Origin of the sequence: Kitasatospora sp. NPDC058048 (assembly GCF_042885555.1) — a bacterium.
Taxonomy (GTDB): Bacteria; Actinomycetota; Actinomycetes; order Streptomycetales; family Streptomycetaceae; genus Kitasatospora; species Kitasatospora lactacystinica.
Genome location: NZ_JBHVRT010000008.1, coordinates 262,698 through 282,838 on the forward strand (window position 1 = coordinate 262,698; position 20,141 = coordinate 282,838).

At 73.0% G+C, this 20,141-nt stretch carries 17 protein-coding genes and 1 riboswitch; of the genes, 10 read left to right on the top strand and 7 right to left on the bottom strand.

Annotated elements, in window-relative coordinates; all coding sequences use genetic code 11:
* Positions 1–24 precede the first annotated feature (24 nt).
* From ACFVVA_RS11655 to ACFVVA_RS11680, 6 genes are all read left to right on the top strand, one after another.
* The gene (locus ACFVVA_RS11655; protein WP_387688255.1) at positions 25–696 is read left to right on the top strand and encodes a pyridoxamine 5'-phosphate oxidase family protein; all 672 of its coding nucleotides are present in this window, start codon (positions 25–27) and stop codon (positions 694–696) included.
* 14 nt (positions 697–710) lie between these two features.
* The gene (locus ACFVVA_RS11660) at positions 711–1,460 is read left to right on the top strand and encodes an FMN-binding negative transcriptional regulator (RefSeq protein ID WP_387688257.1); all 750 of its coding nucleotides are present in this window, start codon (positions 711–713) and stop codon (positions 1,458–1,460) included.
* Between the two features lie 117 nt (positions 1,461–1,577).
* A complete protein-coding gene (locus tag ACFVVA_RS11665) occupies positions 1,578–2,990 on the top strand; it encodes a sugar porter family MFS transporter (protein WP_387688259.1) in 1,413 nt (470 codons plus the stop codon).
* Positions 2,991–3,047: 57 nt separating this feature from the next.
* On the top strand, positions 3,048–3,749 hold the full coding sequence (locus ACFVVA_RS11670) for a dienelactone hydrolase family protein (protein WP_387688261.1): 702 nt from the start codon (positions 3,048–3,050) through the stop codon (positions 3,747–3,749).
* Between the two features lie 139 nt (positions 3,750–3,888).
* Complete coding sequence (locus tag ACFVVA_RS11675; RefSeq protein ID WP_387688263.1) at positions 3,889–5,157, top strand: MFS transporter; 1,269 nt, start codon at positions 3,889–3,891, stop codon at positions 5,155–5,157.
* A gap of 100 nt (positions 5,158–5,257) precedes the next feature.
* Positions 5,258–5,785, top strand: a complete 528-nt coding sequence (locus tag ACFVVA_RS11680; protein WP_387688265.1) for an HAD domain-containing protein — start codon at positions 5,258–5,260, stop codon at positions 5,783–5,785.
* Here the strand turns inward: ACFVVA_RS11680 and ACFVVA_RS11685 are convergent.
* Together ACFVVA_RS11685 and ACFVVA_RS11690 are read right to left on the bottom strand one after the other, a co-directional pair.
* On the bottom strand, positions 5,763–6,551 hold the full coding sequence (locus ACFVVA_RS11685) for a CPBP family intramembrane glutamic endopeptidase (protein ID WP_387688267.1): 789 nt from the start codon (positions 6,549–6,551) through the stop codon (positions 5,763–5,765). The two genes, ACFVVA_RS11680 and ACFVVA_RS11685, sit on opposite strands and share 23 nt — an antisense overlap.
* Positions 6,552–6,658: 107 nt before the next feature.
* The gene (locus ACFVVA_RS11690) at positions 6,659–8,164 is read right to left on the bottom strand and encodes a glutamate--cysteine ligase (protein WP_359907854.1); all 1,506 of its coding nucleotides are present in this window, start codon (positions 8,162–8,164) and stop codon (positions 6,659–6,661) included.
* 379 nt (positions 8,165–8,543) lie between these two features.
* On the opposite strand from ACFVVA_RS11690, the gene ACFVVA_RS11695 reads away from it, so the two are divergent.
* Together ACFVVA_RS11695 and ACFVVA_RS11700 are read left to right on the top strand one after the other, a co-directional pair.
* The gene (locus ACFVVA_RS11695; protein ID WP_387688269.1) at positions 8,544–9,116 is read left to right on the top strand and encodes a hypothetical protein; all 573 of its coding nucleotides are present in this window, start codon (positions 8,544–8,546) and stop codon (positions 9,114–9,116) included.
* Positions 9,117–9,572: 456 nt separating this feature from the next.
* Positions 9,573–9,764 (top strand): DUF5999 family protein, encoded by a 192-nt coding sequence (locus tag ACFVVA_RS11700; RefSeq protein ID WP_188300053.1) that lies wholly within the window; start codon positions 9,573–9,575, stop codon positions 9,762–9,764.
* A 120-nt stretch (positions 9,765–9,884) separates the two neighbouring features.
* Here ACFVVA_RS11700 and gcvP read toward each other — a convergent pair whose 3' ends face one another.
* Entirely contained in the window at positions 9,885–12,785 is a 2,901-nt protein-coding gene (gene gcvP / locus ACFVVA_RS11705; protein WP_387688271.1) for an aminomethyl-transferring glycine dehydrogenase, read from the bottom strand.
* A gap of 237 nt (positions 12,786–13,022) precedes the next feature.
* A riboswitch (glycine riboswitch) is annotated at positions 13,023–13,126 on the bottom strand.
* A gap of 226 nt (positions 13,127–13,352) precedes the next feature.
* Here gcvP and ACFVVA_RS11710 point away from each other — a divergent pair.
* A complete protein-coding gene (locus ACFVVA_RS11710) occupies positions 13,353–14,612 on the top strand; it encodes a PRC and DUF2382 domain-containing protein (RefSeq protein WP_387688273.1) in 1,260 nt (419 codons plus the stop codon).
* 190 nt (positions 14,613–14,802) lie between these two features.
* Positions 14,803–16,299, top strand: a complete 1,497-nt coding sequence (locus ACFVVA_RS11715) for an MFS transporter (protein ID WP_387688275.1) — start codon at positions 14,803–14,805, stop codon at positions 16,297–16,299.
* Positions 16,300–16,441: 142 nt separating this feature from the next.
* Here ACFVVA_RS11715 and ACFVVA_RS11720 read toward each other — a convergent pair whose 3' ends face one another.
* The 4 genes from ACFVVA_RS11720 to ACFVVA_RS11735 all read right to left on the bottom strand — a co-directional run bounded on the left by ACFVVA_RS11720 (position 16,442) and on the right by ACFVVA_RS11735 (position 20,085).
* Positions 16,442–17,857, bottom strand: a complete 1,416-nt coding sequence (locus tag ACFVVA_RS11720) for a DNA polymerase IV (RefSeq protein WP_387688277.1) — start codon at positions 17,855–17,857, stop codon at positions 16,442–16,444.
* Between the two features lie 66 nt (positions 17,858–17,923).
* The gene (locus tag ACFVVA_RS11725; RefSeq protein ID WP_387688279.1) at positions 17,924–18,646 is read right to left on the bottom strand and encodes a vancomycin high temperature exclusion protein; all 723 of its coding nucleotides are present in this window, start codon (positions 18,644–18,646) and stop codon (positions 17,924–17,926) included.
* Positions 18,647–18,740: 94 nt separating this feature from the next.
* Positions 18,741–19,385: a MerR family transcriptional regulator gene (locus tag ACFVVA_RS11730; RefSeq protein WP_359915012.1), complete on the bottom strand. Its 645-nt coding sequence runs from the start codon at positions 19,383–19,385 to the stop codon at positions 18,741–18,743.
* Positions 19,386–19,608: 223 nt separating this feature from the next.
* A complete protein-coding gene (locus ACFVVA_RS11735) occupies positions 19,609–20,085 on the bottom strand; it encodes a bifunctional nuclease family protein (protein ID WP_224276619.1) in 477 nt (158 codons plus the stop codon).
* Positions 20,086–20,141: the final 56 nt, after the last annotated feature.

The window sequence follows — 20,141 nt, forward strand, 5'->3', positions numbered from 1 at the left end:
ATGCACTAGTACATAGAGGATGTCATGCCAGCCACCCCGGAAGGGTCGCCCAGCTACTCCCGCACCGCCAGGACCACCCCCACCCGCTACCGGGACCGGGCCACCTGGGAGCAGGAGGCGATCCACGCCATCCTCGACAGTGCCTACATCTGCCACCTCGGCTTCGTCGTCGACGGCGCCCCCGTGGTGCTGCCGACGATCTTCGCCCGGGTCGGCGGCCGGCTCTACGTCCACGGCTCCACCGGCAGCCGCCCGATGCGCAACGCCTCCGGCGGGCAGGGCATGCCGGTCTGCGTCACCGTCACCCAGGTCGACGCGCTGGTGCTGACCAAGTCCGCGTTCAACCACTCGGTGAACTTCCGCTCGGTGGTCGCCCACGGCACCGCGCACCAGGTCACCGACCCCGAGGAGCTGGACGTCGCGCTCGCCGCCCTGGTCGACCACGCGATTCCGGGGCGCTCCGCCGAGGTCCGTCCGGCCAACGCCAAGGAGCTCGCCGCCACCGCCGTCCTCCGGCTGGAGCTGGACGAGGTCTCGGCCAAAACCCGCGAGGACGGCGCCGACGACGACCCGGAGGACGCCGACCTGCCGTACTGGTCCGGCCTGATCCCGGTCACCGCGGTGCACGGCACCCCCGAGCCGCACCCCGGCACCACCGTCCCGCTCCCCGCGCACCTGCGCGGCTACCCCCGCTGACGGGAGGCGCACCCGTGCTGATCAGATCCTGGGACCGCGGCGACGAGGCCGAGTGGCGGGCCTGGCTCGCCGAGGGCCGCGACTTCGGCCTGCTCGCCGCCAACGGCGGCCCCGGCGAGGGCCCGGTGCTGGTCCCGACCCACTTCCTGCTGGACGTCGAACACGGCGAGATCCTGCTCCACCTCGCCGCGCCCAACCCGCTGCTGGCCGCCGTCCGGGCCGATCCGAAGGTCACCCTCGCGGTCACCGACGGCTACGCCTTCGCGCCGGGCCACTGGCGCGGCGCACCTGGCACACCGACCAGCTACTACGCCTCGGTCCACTTCCACTGCACCGCCGAGGTGGTGGAGTCCGCGGCCGGCAAGGCGGAGATCCTCAACCGCCAGCTGGCGCACTTCCAGCCGGAGACGCCGGAGGTCCGGGTGGTGCCCGGCGAGGGCGAGTTGGCCCGGCAGCTGCCCGGACTGCGCGCGCTCCGGCTGACCGTCGACGAGGTGCGGGCCAAGTTCAAGTACGACGACAAGAAGCCGGCCGAGGCACAGTACGCGATCGCCGACCGGCTCGCCGAGCGTGCCGACGGCCCGGGGCGCGGCCGGGACCAGTACGCCGCCGCCCGCGCCCAGTTGCTCCGCCGTCACCGGCGGCGCACCGACGGGCCGCGCACCGCACCGCAGGGCCCCGCCGGCCCCCTGGGCAACGCCCCGCGCTCCGACCTCCCGCGCACCACCGGACGGCGCACCGACGGGCCGCACACCACCGGCTGACCCCGGATCACCCGGTCGGCCGCCAACTCGGGCAGGTCGGCCGCCGCGCTGCTCGAATGTGAGACGAGCCCTGCCCACTCGGCGTCGGAGCGGGCCCGTCGACCTCCGGGAGCGCGCGTGTCCTCAGTCAACAGCCAACGGGCGGCCGGCGAGGCCCACCTCGGCCACGTGGTGTTCATCTCGGCGGCCGCCGCCATGGGCGGCTTCCTGTTCGGCTACGACAGCGCGGTGATCAACGGTGCCGTGACGGGCATCCAGAAGCACTTCGCGGTGGGCCACGGCACCACCGCCTTCGTGGTGGCCATCGCCCTGCTCGGCTCGGCCCTGGGGGCGGTGCTCGCCGGCCGGCTCGCCGACCACCTCGGCCGGGTCCGCACGATGCTGCTGGCCGCCGCGCTGTTCGCGGCCAGCGGTATCGGCTCGATGTTCCCGCCGAACATCGAGACGCTCGCCGCCTGGCGCGTGGTCGGCGGAATCGCGATCGGCATCGCCTCGGTGATCGCCCCCACCTACATCGCCGAGGTCGCCCCGACCGCCTACCGCGGCCGGCTCGCCTCTTTCCAGCAGATGGCGATCGTGCTCGGCATCACCGTCTCCCAGCTCGCCAACTGGGCGCTCAACCAGGCCGCCGGCGGCGAGTCCACCAACCACCTCGGCGGCATCCAGGCCTGGCAGTGGATGCTCGGTGTCGAGGCCATCCCGGCCCTGGTGTACGGGCTGATGGCGCTCGCCATCCCGGAGTCGCCGCGCTTCCTGATCGCCGACCACCGCGAGGAGCAGGCCCGCAAGGTGCTGGCGGAGGTCGAGGGCGAGGGCGTGGACCTGGACGCCCGGGTGGCGGAGATCCGCTCGGTGCTGGAGTCCGCCCACAAGCCCCGGCTCAAGGACCTGCTCGGCGGCCGCTTCGGCCTGCTGCCGATCGTCTGGGTCGGCATCGGCGCCTCGGTGTTCCAGCAGTTCGTCGGCATCAACGTGATCTTCTACTACTCGTCCTTCCTGTGGCAGTCGGTCGGCATCAACGAGTCCAACTCGCTGCTGATCAGCCTCTCCACCTCGATCATCAACGTGATCGGCACGGTGATCGCGATGGCCCTGGTGGACCGGATCGGCCGCAAGCCGCTCGCCCTGGCCGGCTCGATCGGCATGGCGGCCGCACTGGGCACCGCCGCCTGGGCGTTCTCCTACCGGGAGGGCACCGGCACCACCGCCACCCTGGACAACACCCACGCCACCGTCGCCCTGATCGCGGCGCACGTCTTCGTGCTCTGCTTCGCCTTCTCCTGGGGCGTGGTGGTCTGGGTCCTGCTCGGCGAGATGTTCCCCAACCGGATCCGCGCGCTGGCGCTGTCCGTCGCCGCCTCGGCGCAGTGGATCGCCAACTGGGCGATCACCGTCAGCTTCCCGGACCTCGCCGACTGGAACCTCTCGGCGACGTACGTCATCTACGCGGCCTTCGCCCTGCTCTCCATCCCGTTCGTGGTCTTCTGCATCAAGGAGACCAAGGGCCGTGCCCTGGAGGAGATGGGCTGACCCGGCCCACCCCGCCGAACACCCGCCGCACGCGGCCCGACCCACCGAGAGGAAGCCATGCCTGACGAGGGCGGCTCCCGGCAGAACGTGACCTTCCCGAGCAACGGCCGCACCGCGCACGGCTACCTGGCCCGCCCGCCGCAGGGGGTCGGGCCGGGCCTGGTGGTGGTGCAGGAGTGGTGGGGGCTCACCTCGCACATCGCCGACGTGGCCGACCGCTTCGCCGCCGAGGGGTTCACCGTCCTGGCCCCCGACCTGTTCGGCGGCGCCACCACCCACGACGGTGCCGAGGCCGCCCGGTTCAAGCGCGAGCTCCCGGTCGACCGGGCGGTGGAGGACCTGGCCGGGGCCGTCGACCACCTGCTCGCCCTGGACGGCGTGGTCGGCGACGCGGTCGGCGTGGTCGGCTTCTGCATGGGCGGCGGCTTCGCCCTGCTGCTGGCCGCCCGGGCCGGCGACAAGGTGGCCGCCGTGGTCCCGTTCTACGGCCTGCCGCCCGATCCGGACTTCGACTACCGCGGACTGACCGCCCATGTGCTCGGCCACTTCGGCGAGTTGGACGGCTCGATCCCGATGGCCGCGGTGGACGAGGCGGCGATCCGGATCGGCGAGGCCACCGACGTCCGCCCGGAGATCCACTTCTACCCGGCCGGGCACGCCTTCATGAACGACGAGAACCTGATCGGCACCCACGACCCGCTCCAGGCCCGGATCGCCTGGCGCCGGACCCTCACCTTCCTCTGGGGCCACCTCGGCTGAGGGGGCCACCTCGGCCGATGGGACCCCCGGCTGATGGGACCCCCTCGGCCGATCGGGCCTCGGCCGAAACCCCGTGCTCCGGGCGTCCGGGCGGGTAAACCGGATGGACACCCGTACGGCCCCACGGCATAGTCTCCGGGTGCCGACCCCACTCCCGTCCCCGCGCCGCTTCGCCTGGGCGAGCCGCAACTTCCGCGTCCAGACCGCCGCCACCGTGATCAGCGGCCTCGGCAACGCCGGCGCCCCCATCGCCACCGCCTTCGCCGTGCTCGGCACCGGCGGCACCACCACCGAGGTCGGCTACGTCACCGCCGCCCGGCTGGTGCCCACCGTGCTGCTCATGGTGGTCGGCGGCACCCTCGCCGACCGGCTGCCGCGCCACCTGATCATGGTCGCCGCCAATGTGTTCAGCGGGGTCTCCCAGGCCGTCCTGGCCGCCCTGGTGCTGACCGGGGAGGTCCGGCTCTGGCAGATGCTGGCGCTCTCCGCGGCCGGCGGGGCCGGCTACGCCCTCTACTCCCCCGCCTCCGGCGGCATGATCATGCAGGCCGTCCCGCAGGAGCACGCCGCCCGCGCCTTCGCGGTCTTCCGGATGGGCCTCAACGCCTCCCAGATCGGCGGCGCCGCCCTCGGCGGCGCCCTCACCGCCGCCGTCGGCCCCGGCTGGGTGCTCGCCCTGGACGCGCTGTGCTTCCTGGCCGCCGCCGTCCTCCGCTTCTTCCTGGAGCCGGAGCAGGTCCCCGCGTCGACCGGCAGCAGCATGCTGCGCGATCTGCGCGAGGGCTGGCGGGAGTTCGCCTCCCGCCGCTGGCTCTGGGTGATCGTGCTCCAGTTCTCCGTGCTGGTCGCCTGCGTCAACGCGGTGGAGTCGGTGTACGGGCCGACCGCCGCCAAGGAGCGGCTCGGCGGCGCGGGCGCCTGGGGCCTGGCGATGTCCGCCTACGGCGTCGGCCTGGTGGCCGCCGGCGTGTTGATGACCCGCTGGCGGCCCCGCCGGATCCTGCTGGTCGGCAACTGGGGGGTCTTCCTGTTCGGCGTGCCCGCCGTGGCCCTCGCCGCCGAGGTGCCGCTGCCGTTGCTGGTCGTCGCGATGTTCCTGTCCGGCGTCGGCGTCACCGTCTTCAGCGTCAACTGGATGGTCGCGCTCCAGCAGGAGATACCCGAGGAGATGTTCTCCCGGGTGTCCGCTTACGACGAACTCGGCTCCTACTCGCTGGCCCCGGTCGGCACGGCGCTGGCCGGCCCCGCGGCCGTGGCGCTCGGCCTGTCCGGCGCGCTCTGGGCGTGCGCCGTCGCCTGTCTGGTGCTCAGCGCGGTCGTCCTGCTGGACCCGCAGGTCCGCCGCCTGAGCCGTCGGAGCACGTCGGACGCACCGGTGCCCGTCGGCGAGCCCGCGCCCACCCCGTGAGCGCCCCGTGCGCCCCGCGTGCGCCCGCCCGCGGGCAACCGGAGGTGTGCGAGGGTCGTCCGAACAGGCAGGAAACACCACCGCATCCGAGGGGCCACCGGTGCCGAAGCCACTGCTGTTCCTGGACGTCGACGGCGTCCTGAACCCGGTCTGCCCGCACCCGGACGCCGGGTTCGACGCCCACACCCTGTTCGGCTACACCGTCCTGCTGTCCGCCCGGCACGGCACCTGGCTGCGCGAGCTCGCCGGAACGTACGACCTGGTCTGGGCCACCACCTGGGAGGAGCACGCCAACACCCACATCGCCCCTGCGATCGGCCTGGACCCGCTCCCCGTGGTCACCTTCACCGGCTACGTCCCGCAGCCCGGCGACCCGCGCGTCCCGCTGATGGAGCTGTTCTCCGCCGCCAAGTGGGCCCCGCTGCTGCGCTACGCCGACGGCCGGCCGTTCGCCTGGGTGGACGACGTCATCCCGCCGCGGCTGGTCCGCCGCTCCCAGTGGCGCCGGGACCGCCTGCTGCTGCCCGTCGACCCCGGCCAGGGCCTGGAACGCCGGCACGTCGACCGGCTGCTCGCCCGTCCGCCGCGCGGCCAGGCGCTCTCGCTCAAGGGGTCGGAAGCCAGCTGACGTGCCCGGCCAGCAGGGCGTACCCGACGAAGGCCACGGTGTCGATCAGCGCGTGCGCCACCACCAGCGGCATCACCCGCCCCCAGCGCCGGTACAGCAGGCAGAACACCACGCCCATCACCATGTTGCCGATCAGCCCGCCGACCCCCTGGTACAGGTGGTACGAGCCGCGCAGCACCGAACTCGCCGCCACCGCGGCGGGCCACGACCACCCCAACTGCCGCACCCGGCGCAGCAGGTAGCCGAGGACGACGACCTCCTCCAGGACGGCGTTCTGCCAGGCCGACAGCAGCAGCACTGGTACCCGCCACCACACGTCCGGCAGCCCGGACGGCGCCACCGTGAGGTTGTACCCGGCCGCCTGCGAGGCCAGGTAGAGCGCCAGCCCAGACCCGCCGATCGCGGCCGCGACGGCGGCGCCCCGCCCCAGGTCGCGCAGCTTCTGCCCGAGGTCGAAGCCCAACACCCGCAGCGTGACGCCCTCGCGCACCAGCAGGTAGCCGACCAGCACCACCGGCATCAGCCCGCGCCCGATGTAGTACAGCTGCCAGACGAGGTCCAGCCAGGGCCGCCCGGGCGCCCGCGAGCCGTTCAGCGTGGCGACCTGCTGGCCGAGCTTGAGCGGTTCGGTGAGCGAGGCGGCGAAGCTGATCAGCGCGCTGATCCCGCTGGCCCCGAGGGAGAGGCCGAGGACGATCAGCAGTTCCGCGCCGAACAGCCGACGGGTGGGCTTCGCGGTCTCCGGCGCGGTCGGGACGGTGGTCACGGGGGCTCCAGCGGAGGGGCGGTCGCTCCGGCCGTCGGCCGACCGCCGGAGCGATCATCCTGACACAACCGCCGGGACGCCCCGGCGGGGAGGCGGGTTCCGGGGGATCAGCCCACCGGCCAGGTGTGCACCGGCTCCCCGCCGCGCATGTGTTCGGCGTAGCGCCTGGTCATCGCGGCGAGCGCGGCCGGACGGTCCATCCCGTACTGCTCGCGCAGCCGGTGGAAGGTCGCGACCTGCCAGGACGCGCCGTTGGCGCGGCGCAGGCAGCGCTGCTCGATGATGCCCAGGTAGCGGTCCCGGTCGGCGGGCTCCACGCCCCACTCGTCGAGGCCCTGGTGGGCCATCGGCAGCAGCTCGTTCAGCACCAGGTCGACGGCGGACACGGTCTGCAGCCCGCCGCCGCGCCCGGCCCGCCCGGAGCGCGGCCACTGGAACACCGCGTCGATGCCGTACCGGGCGCCCTGCTGGAAGTTCTCGTCCGCCCGTTCGAACGGGAGCCGGGTCCAGATCGGCCGGGGCTGCTCGGCGAGCACCCGCACCAGCCCGTAGTAGAAGGCGGCGTTGGCCAGTGTGTCGGCCACCGTGGGCCCGGCCGGCAGGGCCCGGTTCTCCACCCGCAGGTGCGCCACCCCGCCCGCGATGTCGTACACCGGGCGGTTCCAGCGGTAGATGGTGCCGTTGTGCAGCCGCATCTCGGCGAGCCTGGGCGCACCGCCGGAGGCCAGCACCTTCAGCGGGTCCTCGTCGTCGCAGATCGGCAGCAGCGCGGGGAAGTACCGCAGGTTCTCCTCGAACAGGTCGTACGCCGAGTCCACCCAGCGCTCGCCGAACCAGGTGATGGGGCGCACGCCCTGCGCCTTGAGCTCCGCCGTACGGGTGTCGCAGGCCTGCTGGAAGAGCACCGGACGGGTCTCCCGCCACAGCTCCCGCCCGAACAGGAACGGCGAGTTGGCGCCGAGCGCGAGCTGCGGCCCGCAGATCGCCTGGGCCGCGTTCCACACCGAGGAGAACCGCTCCGGGGTCACCTGGAGGTGCAGCTGGAGCGAGGTGGCGGCGGCCTCGGCCACCATGGTGATCGACTCCAGCTGGAGGCGCTCGACCCCCTCGATGTCCAGGGCGATGTCCTCGCCCCGGGCGGCCAGGATCTGGTCGCTGAGCAGGCTGTACCGCTGGTTGTGGCTCATCGCGTCGAGGCCGGTGTGGGCGTGTTCCAGGGTCGGCAGGATACCCACCATGACGATCCGGGCGCCCGCCTCGGCCGCCCGCCGGTCGGCGTAGCGCAGCCCGGTGTCGATCTCCTCGCGCAGTTCCTCGAAGACGTGCCCGCAGAGCCGGTGCGGCGTGATGTTGACCTCGATGTTGAAGCGGCCCAGTTCGGTCTGGAAGTCGCTGGAGCCGATCGCGCTCAGCACCTGCGCGTTGTTCATGGCCGGCAGGCCCTGCTCGTCGGCCAGGTTGAGCTCGATCTCCAGGCCCATCACCGCCCGCGGCCGGTCGAAGCGGTCCTCGCGGAGCATCCGTCCGAGCGCTTCGAGACACGCGTGGAGCTTGCGCCGGTACAGCTGTCGGTCCGCCAGTTCCGCGCGAGTCGCCACGACCTTCTCGCCCACGGTCCCCTCCTCCAGAGCCACCCCGTCGAGCACCCGGTCGACCGACCGTGCAAGCATCATGCCCACCTCGAAGATCGATACCCGAATGCGCGTACTGGCTTGCATTGCAAGGCATCTGACGGAAAATCAGAAGAACTGTAGACTTGCCCGGCGCCACAGCCTGTGATAAACAGATCACCCTGTGCATCTGTTCGAATTGGTACAGCGCTCCGGCCGGTCCGCCTCGCCCCGAAGGCCCTCGTCGACGGCGGCGACCGCGCCGGCACCGCGATCCTGCACAACCGGACACGGCCGGGCCCCCGTCACCGAAGACGCGTCGCCCGCCACGCCGGTATGCCGCACTCGCACGCCGATCTCGCTTGGAGAGGCGGACCCCGCCATGACTCTGCAACCCCCCCAGCCCCCGCCGAGCGCACTGCGCGCCGTCCTGGGCGCGCTCGACTCGGAGACCGCGCTGCGCCAGCCCGCCGCCGCAGCACTGCGTCATCCGACCGGCCCGCTGCTCCCCGCCCACCCCCTCGCGGTGCACGTCCTGACCGGCGGGCGCCCGGAGCTCCCGGCCGCCCGCCGCACCGGCTGGCGCTTCCTGATCAAGGACGGCGCCGAGGTGGCCGCCGCCGCCGAGGTGGTGCAGAGCACCGAGGGCCACACCTTCTCCCACTTCACCGCGGGCCCCTACCTCGACTCGACGGTCCGGGCGCTGCGCGAGGCCTGGCAGCTCACCCAGAGCTCCCGGACCCGCCAGCAGCCCCGGCTGCTGACCTTTCCCGGCCAGTACGCCACGGCGCTGTGGCTGCACAGCCCCGACGGCGACCCGGCCGCCGACCTGCTGATCCCGCTGGCCCCGGCCCCGCTCGGCGTCACCGCGCACCGCGCCCGCCCGGCCGCCGAACTGCTGCCGCTGCTCGCCCGCGCCCCGCTCGCCAGGCCGCTGCTGCTCGGCTCCTCCTGACCCGCCGGCGCCCCCTCGGGCCGCCGGGCCCACCCGCCCGGCAGCCCGAGGCCGTACCCGCGCGCCCGAACGGCGCCCCGCGGTCCCCGGCCCTGCCGGCCCACCCGCCCCCGCGGCTCCTCACCCGAACGGCGACCACCCGTCCGGGCCATCCGGCATGGCCTCATCGGGCCATGCCACGACTGACCCACTGGTGCGCCTTTTCCCGCCGGCCCCACCTGAACGGGTGATCTCTACCCGGGAGTTGTGGCGCATGTCACGAAATCCCTGCGCGCGGGTCCCGGGATGCCGACACTGGGAACCAGCGTGGAAGGACCCCCTGTCCTACCCACTTGAACGCCGGTCCACACTAGGCCGGCGTGCGGACAGGATCCGACCACCGCGGCGGTTCCGGACGGCACGGCCTCCGGCGACCGCACCACGGGGAGGATCGCAGAGCGAAGCGAGGGTACGCGTATGTGCCAGCACCGTCCTGAGTGCCCATCGGCCGAGTCCGAGGACCGCGAGGCGGCCGCGTCGGTGGCCCGCCATCCGGAGCAGGGCTGGAGCCTGCTCTGCAACGGCGTCGTCCTGTTCGAGGACACCGGAGAGCTGCTGCCCGACGGCCGGGTGATCGCCCCGCGCCGCCCCGTCGCCCACGCGGCCTGACCACCCGTCCGGCCGTACGGCGGGGGCAGCCGCCGACTCGACAGCAACACGGGCAGGGCCCCGGCGGAAACTCCGCCGGGGCCCTGTCGTGCGGGTCGGACCTCCTAGGGCCCGGTCCGGTCAGACGCCGTACTCGTCCAGCGGCGGGCAGGAGCAGACCAGGTTGCGGTCGCCGTACGCGCCGTCGATCCGGCTCACCGGCGGCCAGTACTTGTCCGCCGGGTTCACGCCGGCCGGGAAGACCGCCTCCTGCCGCGAGTAGCCGTGCGCCCAGTCGCCGGCCAGCGTGGCGGCGGTGTGCGGGGCGTTGCGCAGCGGGTTGTCGTCGGCCGCCCACTCGCCCGAGCCGACCTTGTCGATCTCGGCCCGGATGGTGATCATCGCGTCGCAGAACCGGTCGATCTCGTACAGGTCCTCGGACTCGGTCGGCTCGATCATCAGCGTGCCGGCCACCGGGAAGGACATCGTCGGCGCGTGGAAGCCGTAGTCGATCAGGCGCTTGGCGATGTCGTCCACCGTCACGCCCGTCTCCTTGGTCAGCGGGCGCAGGTCGATGATGCACTCGTGCGCGACCAGCCCGCCCGGGCCGGTGTAGAGCACCGGGAAGTGCGGCGCCAGGCGCTTGGCGATGTAGTTGGCGTTCAGCACCGCGACCTGGGTCGCGCGCTTGAGGCCCTCGCCGCCCATCAGCCGGACGTACGCCCAGGAGATCGGCAGGATGGCCGCCGAGCCCCACGGCGCGGCCGAGATCGGGCCCACGCCGGTGGCCGGGCCGGCCTCCGCCTGCAGCGGGTGGTTCGGCAGGTACGGCGCCAGGTGGGCGCGCACCGCGACCGGGCCGACGCCCGGGCCGCCGCCGCCGTGCGGGATGCAGAAGGTCTTGTGCAGGTTCAGGTGGGAGACGTCCGCGCCGAACTTGCCCGGCTTGGCGAGGCCGACCAGGGCGTTCAGGTTGGCGCCGTCCACGTACACCTGGCCGCCGGCCTCGTGCACCAGGGCGCAGATGTCGGTGATCTGGGTCTCGTACACGCCGTGGGTCGACGGGTAGGTGACCATCAGCACCGACAGGTTGTCGCGGTGCTGCTCGATCTTGGCCTTCAGGTCCTCGACGTCCACGTCGCCGTCGACCAGGGTCTTCACCACGACCACCCGCATGCCGGCCATCACGGCGGAGGCCGCGTTGGTGCCGTGCGCGGAGGACGGGATCAGGCAGACGTCACGCTGGGTGTCACCGTTGGCGTGGTGGTAGGCGCGGACGGCCAGCAGGCCGGCCAGCTCGCCCTGCGAGCCGGCGTTCGGCTGGATCGAGACGGCGTCGTAGCCGGTCACCTCGACCAGCTGCTGCTCCAGCTGGCGGATCAGGGTGAGGTAGCCCTGGGCCTGGTCGATCGGCGCGAAGGGGTGCAGCTGGCCGAACTCCGGCCAGGTCACCGCCTCCATCTCGGTGGTCGCGTTGAGCTTCATGGTGCAGGAGCCCAGCGGGATCATGCCACGGTCCAGCGCGTAGTCCCGGTCCGACAGGCGGCGCAGGTAGCGCAGCATGGCGGTCTCCGAGCGGTGGCTGTGGAAGACCGGGTGGGTCAGGTACTCGTCCTCGCGCAGCAGCGCGGCGGGCAGCGCGTCGGCGGCCTCGGGGACCTCGACCGGCTCGACGCCGAACGCGGCCCAGACGCCGGCCAGGTGCTCGCGGGTGGTGGTCTCGTCGGTGGAGACGGAGATCCGGTCCGCGCCGTCCTGGAACACGTTGATGCCGTTGGCACGGGCGGCGGCGGCGATCTCGGCGGCGCGGCCCGGGACGACGGCGGTGACGGTGTCGAAGAACTCGCCGTGCAGCAGCTCGACGCCGCCGGCCCGCAGGCCCTCGGCGAGGGCGGCGGCGTAGCGGTGGGTGCGGCGGGCGATGTCGGCCAGGCCGTCGGGGCCGTGGTAGACGGCGTACATCGAGGCCATCACGGCGAGCAGCACCTGGGCGGTGCAGATGTTGCTGGTGGCCTTCTCGCGGCGGATGTGCTGCTCGCGGGTCTGCAGCGCCAGGCGGTAGGCGCGGTTGCCGTCGACGTCGACGGAGACGCCGACCAGGCGGCCGGGCAGCGAGCGGGCGTACTCGGCGCGCACCGACAGGTAGCCGGCGTGCGGGCCGCCGAAGCCCATCGGAACGCCGAAGCGCTGCGAGGTGCCGCAGGCGATGTCGGCGCCCAGCGAGCCCGGGGACTTGAGCAAGGTCAGCGCGAGCAGGTCGGCGGCGACGGCGACGATCGCGCCCAGGCCGTGCGCCTGCTCGATCACCGGGGTGAGGTCGCGGACCACGCCGGTGGCACCCGGGTACTGGAGCAGCACGCCGAAGACGCCGCGCTCGGCGATCTCGGCCGGGATGCCCTCGGACAGGTCGGCGACGACGACCTCGACGCCGGTCGGCACGGCGCGGGTGTTGATCACCGCGACGGTCTGCGGCAGGGTCTCGGCGTCGACCAGGAAGACGCCGCCCTTGACCTTGGTGACGCGGCGGGCCAGCGCCATCGCCTCGGCGGCCGCGGTGCCCTCGTCCAGCAGGGAGGAGCCGGAGGTCGGCAGGCCGGTCAGGTCGGAGACCAGGGTCTGGAAGTTCAGCAGCGCCTCCAGGCGCCCCTGCGAGATCTCCGGCTGGTACGGGGTGTAGGCGGTGTACCAGGCCGGGTTCTCCATGACGTTGCGCAGGATCACCGGCGGGGTGAAGGTGCCGTAGTAGCCCAGGCCGATCATCGGCTGGAGCACCTGGTTGCGGCCGGCCAGCTCGCGCAGTTCGGCGAGGACCTGGGCCTCGGACCGGCCCGCGGGCAGGTCCAGGGCGGTGATGGAGCGGATCGCCTCGGGCACCGCGGTCCCGGCGAGCTCGTCCAGCGAGCCGTAGCCGACGGACGCCAGCATCTTCTCCTGCGCGGCGGCGTCGGGGCCAATGTGGCGGTTCTCGAAGGGGCTGGCCAGCTCAAGCTCGGTGAGGGTCGAGGCGCCGGTGGGGCGTCCCGCGTTCGGCTGGGCGTTCATGGTGGTCGAGGCCTCCTGGTCACGGACCGGCGGGGGTACGCACGCCGGCCGGCCCCACCGCTGCGGGCAGCGGACGAGCCTGGGCGCGCGGACCCAACAGGCCTCCCCCTCTGTCATCGGGACCTGAGAGCTTCACCCGCACGGAGCGCTGTGGGCGCTCCGCCGGCTTGCACCGTCGGTGAGGGTGGTGATCGCCGGCTTCCGTGCCGACGCTCCTGCCCTGCTTTCCAGAGTGACCTACCCCACACGGTACGGATGCCTGAGAGATTCCGGGGAGGAGTTGCTCCTTCGGCGCTCCGACCAGCGGTTTTCGTGATCGGAGACTCTCCCGAGCGGGCTCTGCGGTCGCCGCCCAGGGTACCAGCGGGAGGCCCCCCGATCACGGGTGTGTCTGGTCACTGGAGGTCTACGCGCGTCCCCCGGACGGTCCAGTGCCAACCCCGTACGGCGCACCCGGGGTCGCGCTCGTCCGATTCATGGCTTTTGGTGTGAAGTGGCGGACGGAATCGGGTGCTCCGGCCGCCTTCCTGCGGGAGTTCCGCAGGTTCAGCGCGCGGGAGGAAAGAAGTGCAGACGGACATCGACCCCCGGGACCTCATCGGCCACAAGGCCGTCGACCGCAACGGAGACAAGATCGGCACGGTCGACGAGGTCTACCTGGACGACGCCACCGGCCGGCCCGAGTGGGCCGCGGTCCGGACCGGCATCTTCGGCCGGGACGCCTTCGTCCCGCTGACCACGAGCGAGTTCGCCGGCGACGAGCTCCGGGTGCCGTACGACAAGTCGTTGGTGAAGGAGTCGCCGGACTTCGGCGTCGGCCAGCACCTGTCCCCCGCCCAGGAGCTCCAGCTCTACCGCTACTACGGGCTCGACACCCCGATGGACAGCCGCCCGAACGGCGAGAACGGGAGCCGGCCCAGGCAGCCCGACCTCGACTTCGGCACCACGGCGGCGGCCGCCGCCACGACGACCGCGGCGGCCCCGGCCAAGTCGCTCACCTTCCACACCCCCGAGCGGTCACCCGAACGGTCGCCCGAGCACTCCCCCGAGCCCGCACCGGCCAGGACCCCCGCTGCCGCCGCCCCCGTTGCCGCCGACACCACCAGGACCGCCCCGGAGGCCGACATGCGGACCCTCAGCACCCCCGCGGCCCCCATGGCGCCCCCGCCGGCCGAGCCCGGCTTCGCCGCACCCGCCGCGCCCGCCGCCACCACCGCCTCCGCCGCCCCCGTCGTGGAGCCGAAGCCGCAGCCCGCCACCACGCCCGCCCCGATGGCCACCACCACCGCGACCGTCACCGCGACCGCGACCGCCGACGCCTCCTCGTCCGCCCCCAGCAGCCCGGTCGAGATCACCTGCCGGGAGGAGCGGCTGGAGATCACCACCGAGTGGCACAGCCTCGGCACCGCGAAGCTGCGCAAGTACGTGACGACCGAACAGGTGGAGCGCCGCATCCCGGTGGTCCGCGAGCGCGTCCGGGTCGAGCGGACGCCGATCAGCGACGCCGAACGCGCCACGCTCACCGAGAAGGAGATCTCCGAGGCCGTCGAGGAGGTGACCCTCCGCGAGGAACGCGCGGTGGTGCGCAAGTACCTCGCCCCCGTCGAGCGGGTCCGCCTGATCGTCGAGCGGTACACGACCGAGGAGGTGGTCCGGGAGGAACTCCGCCGCGAGAACGTCGAGGTCCACGACGCCACCGCCGCCCGGCCCACCGCCTCGGCAACCCCCTCCCCTTCCTCCGCCCCGCCCTCCAGCGCGTCCCCCGACGCGGCCCGTGACACGGCCCACGAGGCGCCCCGCCCGGCCGGCCTGCGGCCGCTCGTCTGACCGCGGGGGCAACGCCCCGCGACGAGGGCCCCGGACACCGTCCGGGGCCCTCGTCGCGCGCCCGAACGGCCCTTGTCGCGTACCCGACCGTTCGTCTTTGCCAAAGCTTAACCGCTCGATATTTGACACTCTGAAGTATCTCCCTGCATGGTTACTTCAGTTCATTCACTATGTACGGGAGGAAGCAACCGTGAGTGAGGCACCACAGCCCACCACCGCGGCCGAGAAGCAGAGCAGCGCCCGGGTCCTGCCGGCCCTCATCCTGGCGATGCTGTCGTTCAGCGTGGTGCAGACCGCGGTCGTCCCGATCCTGCCCTCGCTGGCCAAGGAACTGAGCGTCTCCGCCTCCAGCATCACCTGGCTGATGACCGCCAACCTGCTCTCCGCAGCCGTGCTGACTCCCCTCCTGGGCCGCTTCGGCGACCTCCGGGGCCGCAAGCCGATGCTGCTGATCTCGCTGGCCGGCCTGGTCGCCGGTTCGGCGCTGGCGGTCAGCACCCACTCCTTCACCTGGCTGGTCGTCGCCCGTGTCCTCCAGGGCGCCGGCGGTGGCGTCCTGCCGCTGGCGATCAGCATCGTCCGGGACGAGCTGCCCAAGCGGAAGGTGACCGGCGGTGTCGCCGCCATCAGCGCCTCGATGGGCGTCGGCTCCGGCCTCGGCCTGGTCGCCACCGGCCTCCTGCTGGAGCACTGGGACTACAAGTCGATCTTCTGGATGGGCCTGGTCTTCGGCCTGATCGCGATCGCCCTGGTCGCCTTCCGTGTCCCGACCGACCCGGTCACCGACAAGGAGGGCGGCGCCGACCCGCTCGGCGCCCTCACCCTGGCCGGCTGGCTCTCCGCGCTGCTGGTCGCGGTCAGCCAGGGCAACCACTGGGGCTGGACCTCCAACAAGACGCTCGGCCTGTTCGCCGTCGCCGCCGTGGTCGCCCTGGTCTGGGGGATCATCGAGACCAAGGTCGCGCACCCGCTCGTGGACATGAAGATGATGGCCCGTCCGGCCGTCGCCTTCACCAACGTGGCCGGCCTGCTCATCGGCTTCGGCATGTACGGCTCCTTCATGGTCATCAGCAACTTCGCCCAGACCCCGGAGAAGCTGACCCACTACGGCTTCACCGCCAGCGTGCTGCACGCCGGCCTGCTGCTGCTGCCGTCCGCGATCGGCTCGATGGTCGCCGCCCCGGTCGGCGCCCTGCTGATCGCCCGTCGCGGCCCGCGTCTGCCGCTGGTCCTCGGTGGCGTCCTCGGCGCCGTCGCGATGGCCTACCTGGCCGTGCGCCACGGGCACGAGGGCGACATCTACACCGCCTCGGCGATCTTCGGTCTCGGCGTCGGCCTCGCCTTCGCCGCGATGCCGGCCTACATCAACGGCGCCGTCCCGGTCGAGCAGAGCGGCATCGCCAACGGCATGAACTCCGTGCTGCGCACGGTCGGTGGCGCGATCGGCACCGCCGTCATGGCCGCCATCCTGACCGGCGACACCATGAAGCTGCCGCCGCAGATCCCGCTCTCCCTGCCCACCCTGGACGCCTACAAGCACGCGTTCTGGACGGCGGCCGTCATCTGCGCCGTCGCCGGCATCGTCCCGTTCCTGATCCGCGGCGGCTCCGCGGCCGCCACCGCGACGGTCGCCGGCGGCGCGGCCCAGCAGGACTCCAGCCCCGAGCTGGTCAAGACCGACGCCTGACAGGGCGTCCGGCCCCCGCGCTCAGGGACAGGGCGCGGGGCCCCGGCCTCCGTACGTCGCGAGGGCATCACGAACGTACGGGGTCCGGCACGGTGATCGGCCCCACCCGGTACTCCCCCACCGGGTGGGGCCGCTTCGCGTTTCAGGCGCCCTCCGCCGGACCGCCGCCCTCGTCCGGCACCCCGTCCGCCCCCTCGTCCCGGCGCAGCGGCAGCGGCCGGGAGGGCTCGAGCGCCGGGTCGTCCACCGCGAAGGTCCGCACCCGCCCGCGCTCGCTCCACGGCGTCTCGAACCGTACGGTGACCCTCCCGACGCCGCTGCCCTGCACCCAGCCCGGTCCGTACTCCGCGTGCCGGACGTCCTGCCCGGGCATCCAGCGCCGCACCACGACGGCCTCCGGCTCCTCCGCGGCCTCCTCGGTCTCGGCCGCCGCCTCCGCGTGCTCCGCGGCCTCCTCCCGCAGCGCCTGGGCGAACAGGTCCTCCTGGGTGTAGTCGGCGAGTTGGGCGACGCCCACGCCGAGCAGCCGGACCCCGCCGGTGATGTCGACCTGCTCGGCCAGCCGGCGCGCGGTCGCGGTGATCACCGTCTCGTCGTCGGTGGGCCCGCCCAGCGTCTCCGAGCGGGTCAGCGTCGAGAAGTCGAACCGCCGGACCTTGAGCACCACCGTCCGCCCGGAGCGCCCGGCCGCGCGCAGCCGCCGCACGCACCGCCCGGCCAGCGCCTCCACCTCGCGCAGCACCCGCTCCCGGTCGGCCAGGTCCACCTCGTAGGTGTCCTCCACCGACACGGACTTGGCGTCCTGGTCGGCGATCACCGGCCGTTCGTCCAGCCCCGTGGACATCTGGAAGATCCCCGCGCCGTGCGCCCGCCCGACCAGCTGCACCAGCTCCGCCTCCCCCGCCTCCGCGAGGTCGGCCACCGTGTTCAGCCCGGCCCGGCGCAGCACCTGCTCGGTGGCCGGCCCGATCCCGGGCAGCGCCCGCACCGGCATCGGGCCGAGCACGGCCCGCTCCTGCCCGGGCTCGACCATCACCAGCCCGTCCGGTTTGGCCTGCTCGGAGGCGATCTTGGCCATCAGCTTGGACCCGGCCGCCCCGACCGATCCGGTCAGCCCGGTCAGCCGCTGGATGTCCGCCCGCAGGTCCTCCGCCAGCGCCAGCACCAGCCGCTCGCCGGTCTCGTGGTCCGCCTCCAGCAGCGCCGGTCCGTACGGACCGGCCTCCAGGTCCACGAAGGCCTCGTCCAGGCTGAGTGGCTGCACCAGTGGGGAGAGCTGCCGCAGCAGCCCCATCACGATCTCGCTGTTCTGCCGGTAGGCCTCGAACCGCCCCGACAGGAAGGCGGCGTTGGGGCAGAGCCGGCGCGCCTGCGCCATCGGCATCGCCGAATGCACCCCGAACCTGCGTGCCTCGTACGAGGCCGTGGAGACCACCCCGCGTCCGCCGAGCCCGCCGACGACCACCGGCTTGCCGCGCAGGCTCGGCTTGGCCGCCTGCTCCACCGCCGCGAAGAAGGCGTCCATGTCGAGGTGGATGATGCTCGGCAGAGATCGCACCCGCCGATCATCGCGTACGGGTCCGACAGTGCGTGCGAACCCGGCCGGACGGCCCGCGCCCGGGGGCTACCGCTTCGCCGCCTCCGCCAGCGCCTTCGGGATGCCGTCCTCCTGGGGCCCCAGGAACAGCGGGTCCGGCCGCAGCCAGGCGTTGGCCGCGGCCTTGCCCGCCCCGGCCACCTCCCGCAGCCCGCCGTACAGCCAGGTCGCGTCGTGCAGTTCCGGCACGCCGACGGCGTAGGAGCGGATGCCCGCCGCCTCGCACAGGGCCAGCGCGCGGCGGACGTGGAAGTCCTGGCTGACCAGCACCGCGTGGTCCACTCCGAAGATCCGGCGCGCCCGGGTGCAGGAGTCCCAGGTGTCGAAGCCCGCGTAGTCGCGGACCACCCGGTCCTCGGGCACCCCGTGCTCGGTCAGGTAGGTGTACATCGCGTCGGGCTCGTCGTACTCGATCCGCCCGTTGTCCCCGGTCACCAGGATCGCCTGCACCTTCCCCTCCCGGTACAGGTCCACCGCCGCGACCAGCCGGTGCTCCAGGTACGCGGAGGGCTTGCCCTGGTACAGCCCGGCGCCGAAGACCACGGCGACCGGCGCGGAAGGTGCGCTCTCCACCGTGCCCACCCGGTCCCCGGCGGCGAACCACACCCAGGCGCTCGGCGCCAGCGCGAGCGAGCAGAGCACCGTTCCGACCTGGAACACCCTGCGCTGCGTCCGCCGCTGCCGCAGCCGCGTCCTCAGCAGCCCGGCCCTGCGCCGCAGCAGCCCCGATATCCCGATGCCGACCTCCACGTGCCCTCCCTCGATCCCGTCAACCAGGCAACACGACGAGGCCGCGGGTCCGAACGGTTCCCCGTCCGGGCCCGCGGCCCCGTCGAACGCCTGCTCAGACCGCCCGGTTGCGCCGCTGGGCCAGCTCGTCGGCCGGGTCGTGCCCGACCAGGGTCTCGCCGGTGTCGGTGCGCTCGGCGTGCAGCCGGCCGAGGGTGAGCTCCAGCTCCCGCCAGACCGCTCCCACCGCGATGCCGAAGACTCCTTGACCGCCCTTCAGCAGGTCCACCACCTGCTGCGGCGTGGTGCACTCGTACACCGTCGCGCCGTCGCACATCAGCGTCAGCCCGGCCAGGTCGGCCTGGTCGGCGGCCTGGAGGTGGGCGACCGCCACCCGGATGTTCTGCAGCGAGACACCCGCGTCGAGCAGCCGCTTCACGATCTTCAGCAGCAGGATGTCGCGGAAGCTGTAGAGCCGCTGGCTGGTCGACGGGTACGCGGTGCGGACGCTGGGCTCCAGCAGTCCGGTGCGGGCCCAGTAGTCCAGCTGGCGGTAGGTGATGCCGGCCGCCGCGCAGGCCGTCGGGCCGCGGAAGCCGAGCAGGTCGGACGTCGGGGCCAGCCGCTCGATGGCCGGCTGGCCCGGTTGTACGGCCGGGAACCTGCCCATCCGGGGGAGATCCGTGACGGTGCGAGCGGTGCGCGGCATGTGCACGGCGCACCGGCCTCCCACGGCCGCGTCATCGCCGGTGCTGCTCATGCCTGCCTCCGTCCACTTGTGCTGCGGGCAACCCGACTGCGGGCATCGGCCACCCGGACAGCCACTCCTGACGGTAGGCAGTCCCCTATGACCCGTCAACGATCGCCACGCCGGGTCAGACAAACCACATCACTCAGGAGAGTGGTTTTTCGTGCCCCTAGTGTGGGTAGATGGACGGTTTTTGGCAAAACGGTCGGCCACATGGCCGCACGGCCGGTCCCCGCTACTGCGGACCGCTGCCCCCGAAGTCCTCGGGCGACACCTGGTCGAGGAACTCGCGGAACTTCTCGACCTCGTCCTCCTGCTCGTCCGGGATCGCGATGCCCGCCTCGGCGAGCACCTCCTCGCTCCCGTAGATCGGCGTGCCGGTGCGCAGCGCCAGCGCTATGGCGTCGGACGGCCGGGCGCTCACCTCGACCCCGCCGGAGAAGACCAGTTCGGCGTAGAACACGCCCTCCCGCAGGTCGGTGATCCGGACCTCGGTGAGCTGCTGGCCGAGCGCCTCCAGGACGTCCTTGAAGAGGTCGTGCGTCAACGGGCGCACCGGCGTCATGCCCTGCTGGGCGAAGGCGATCGCGGTCGCCTCGCCGGGGCCGATCCAGATCGGCAGGTAGCGATCGCCCCCGACCTCCCGCAGCAGCACGATCGGCTGGTTGGAAGGCATCTCCACTCGGACACCCACGACGTCGAGCTCATTCACACACGCAACCCTATGGCTCCGCTCCCGGATATGAAAGCGCAGAGCCGACGCCGCTG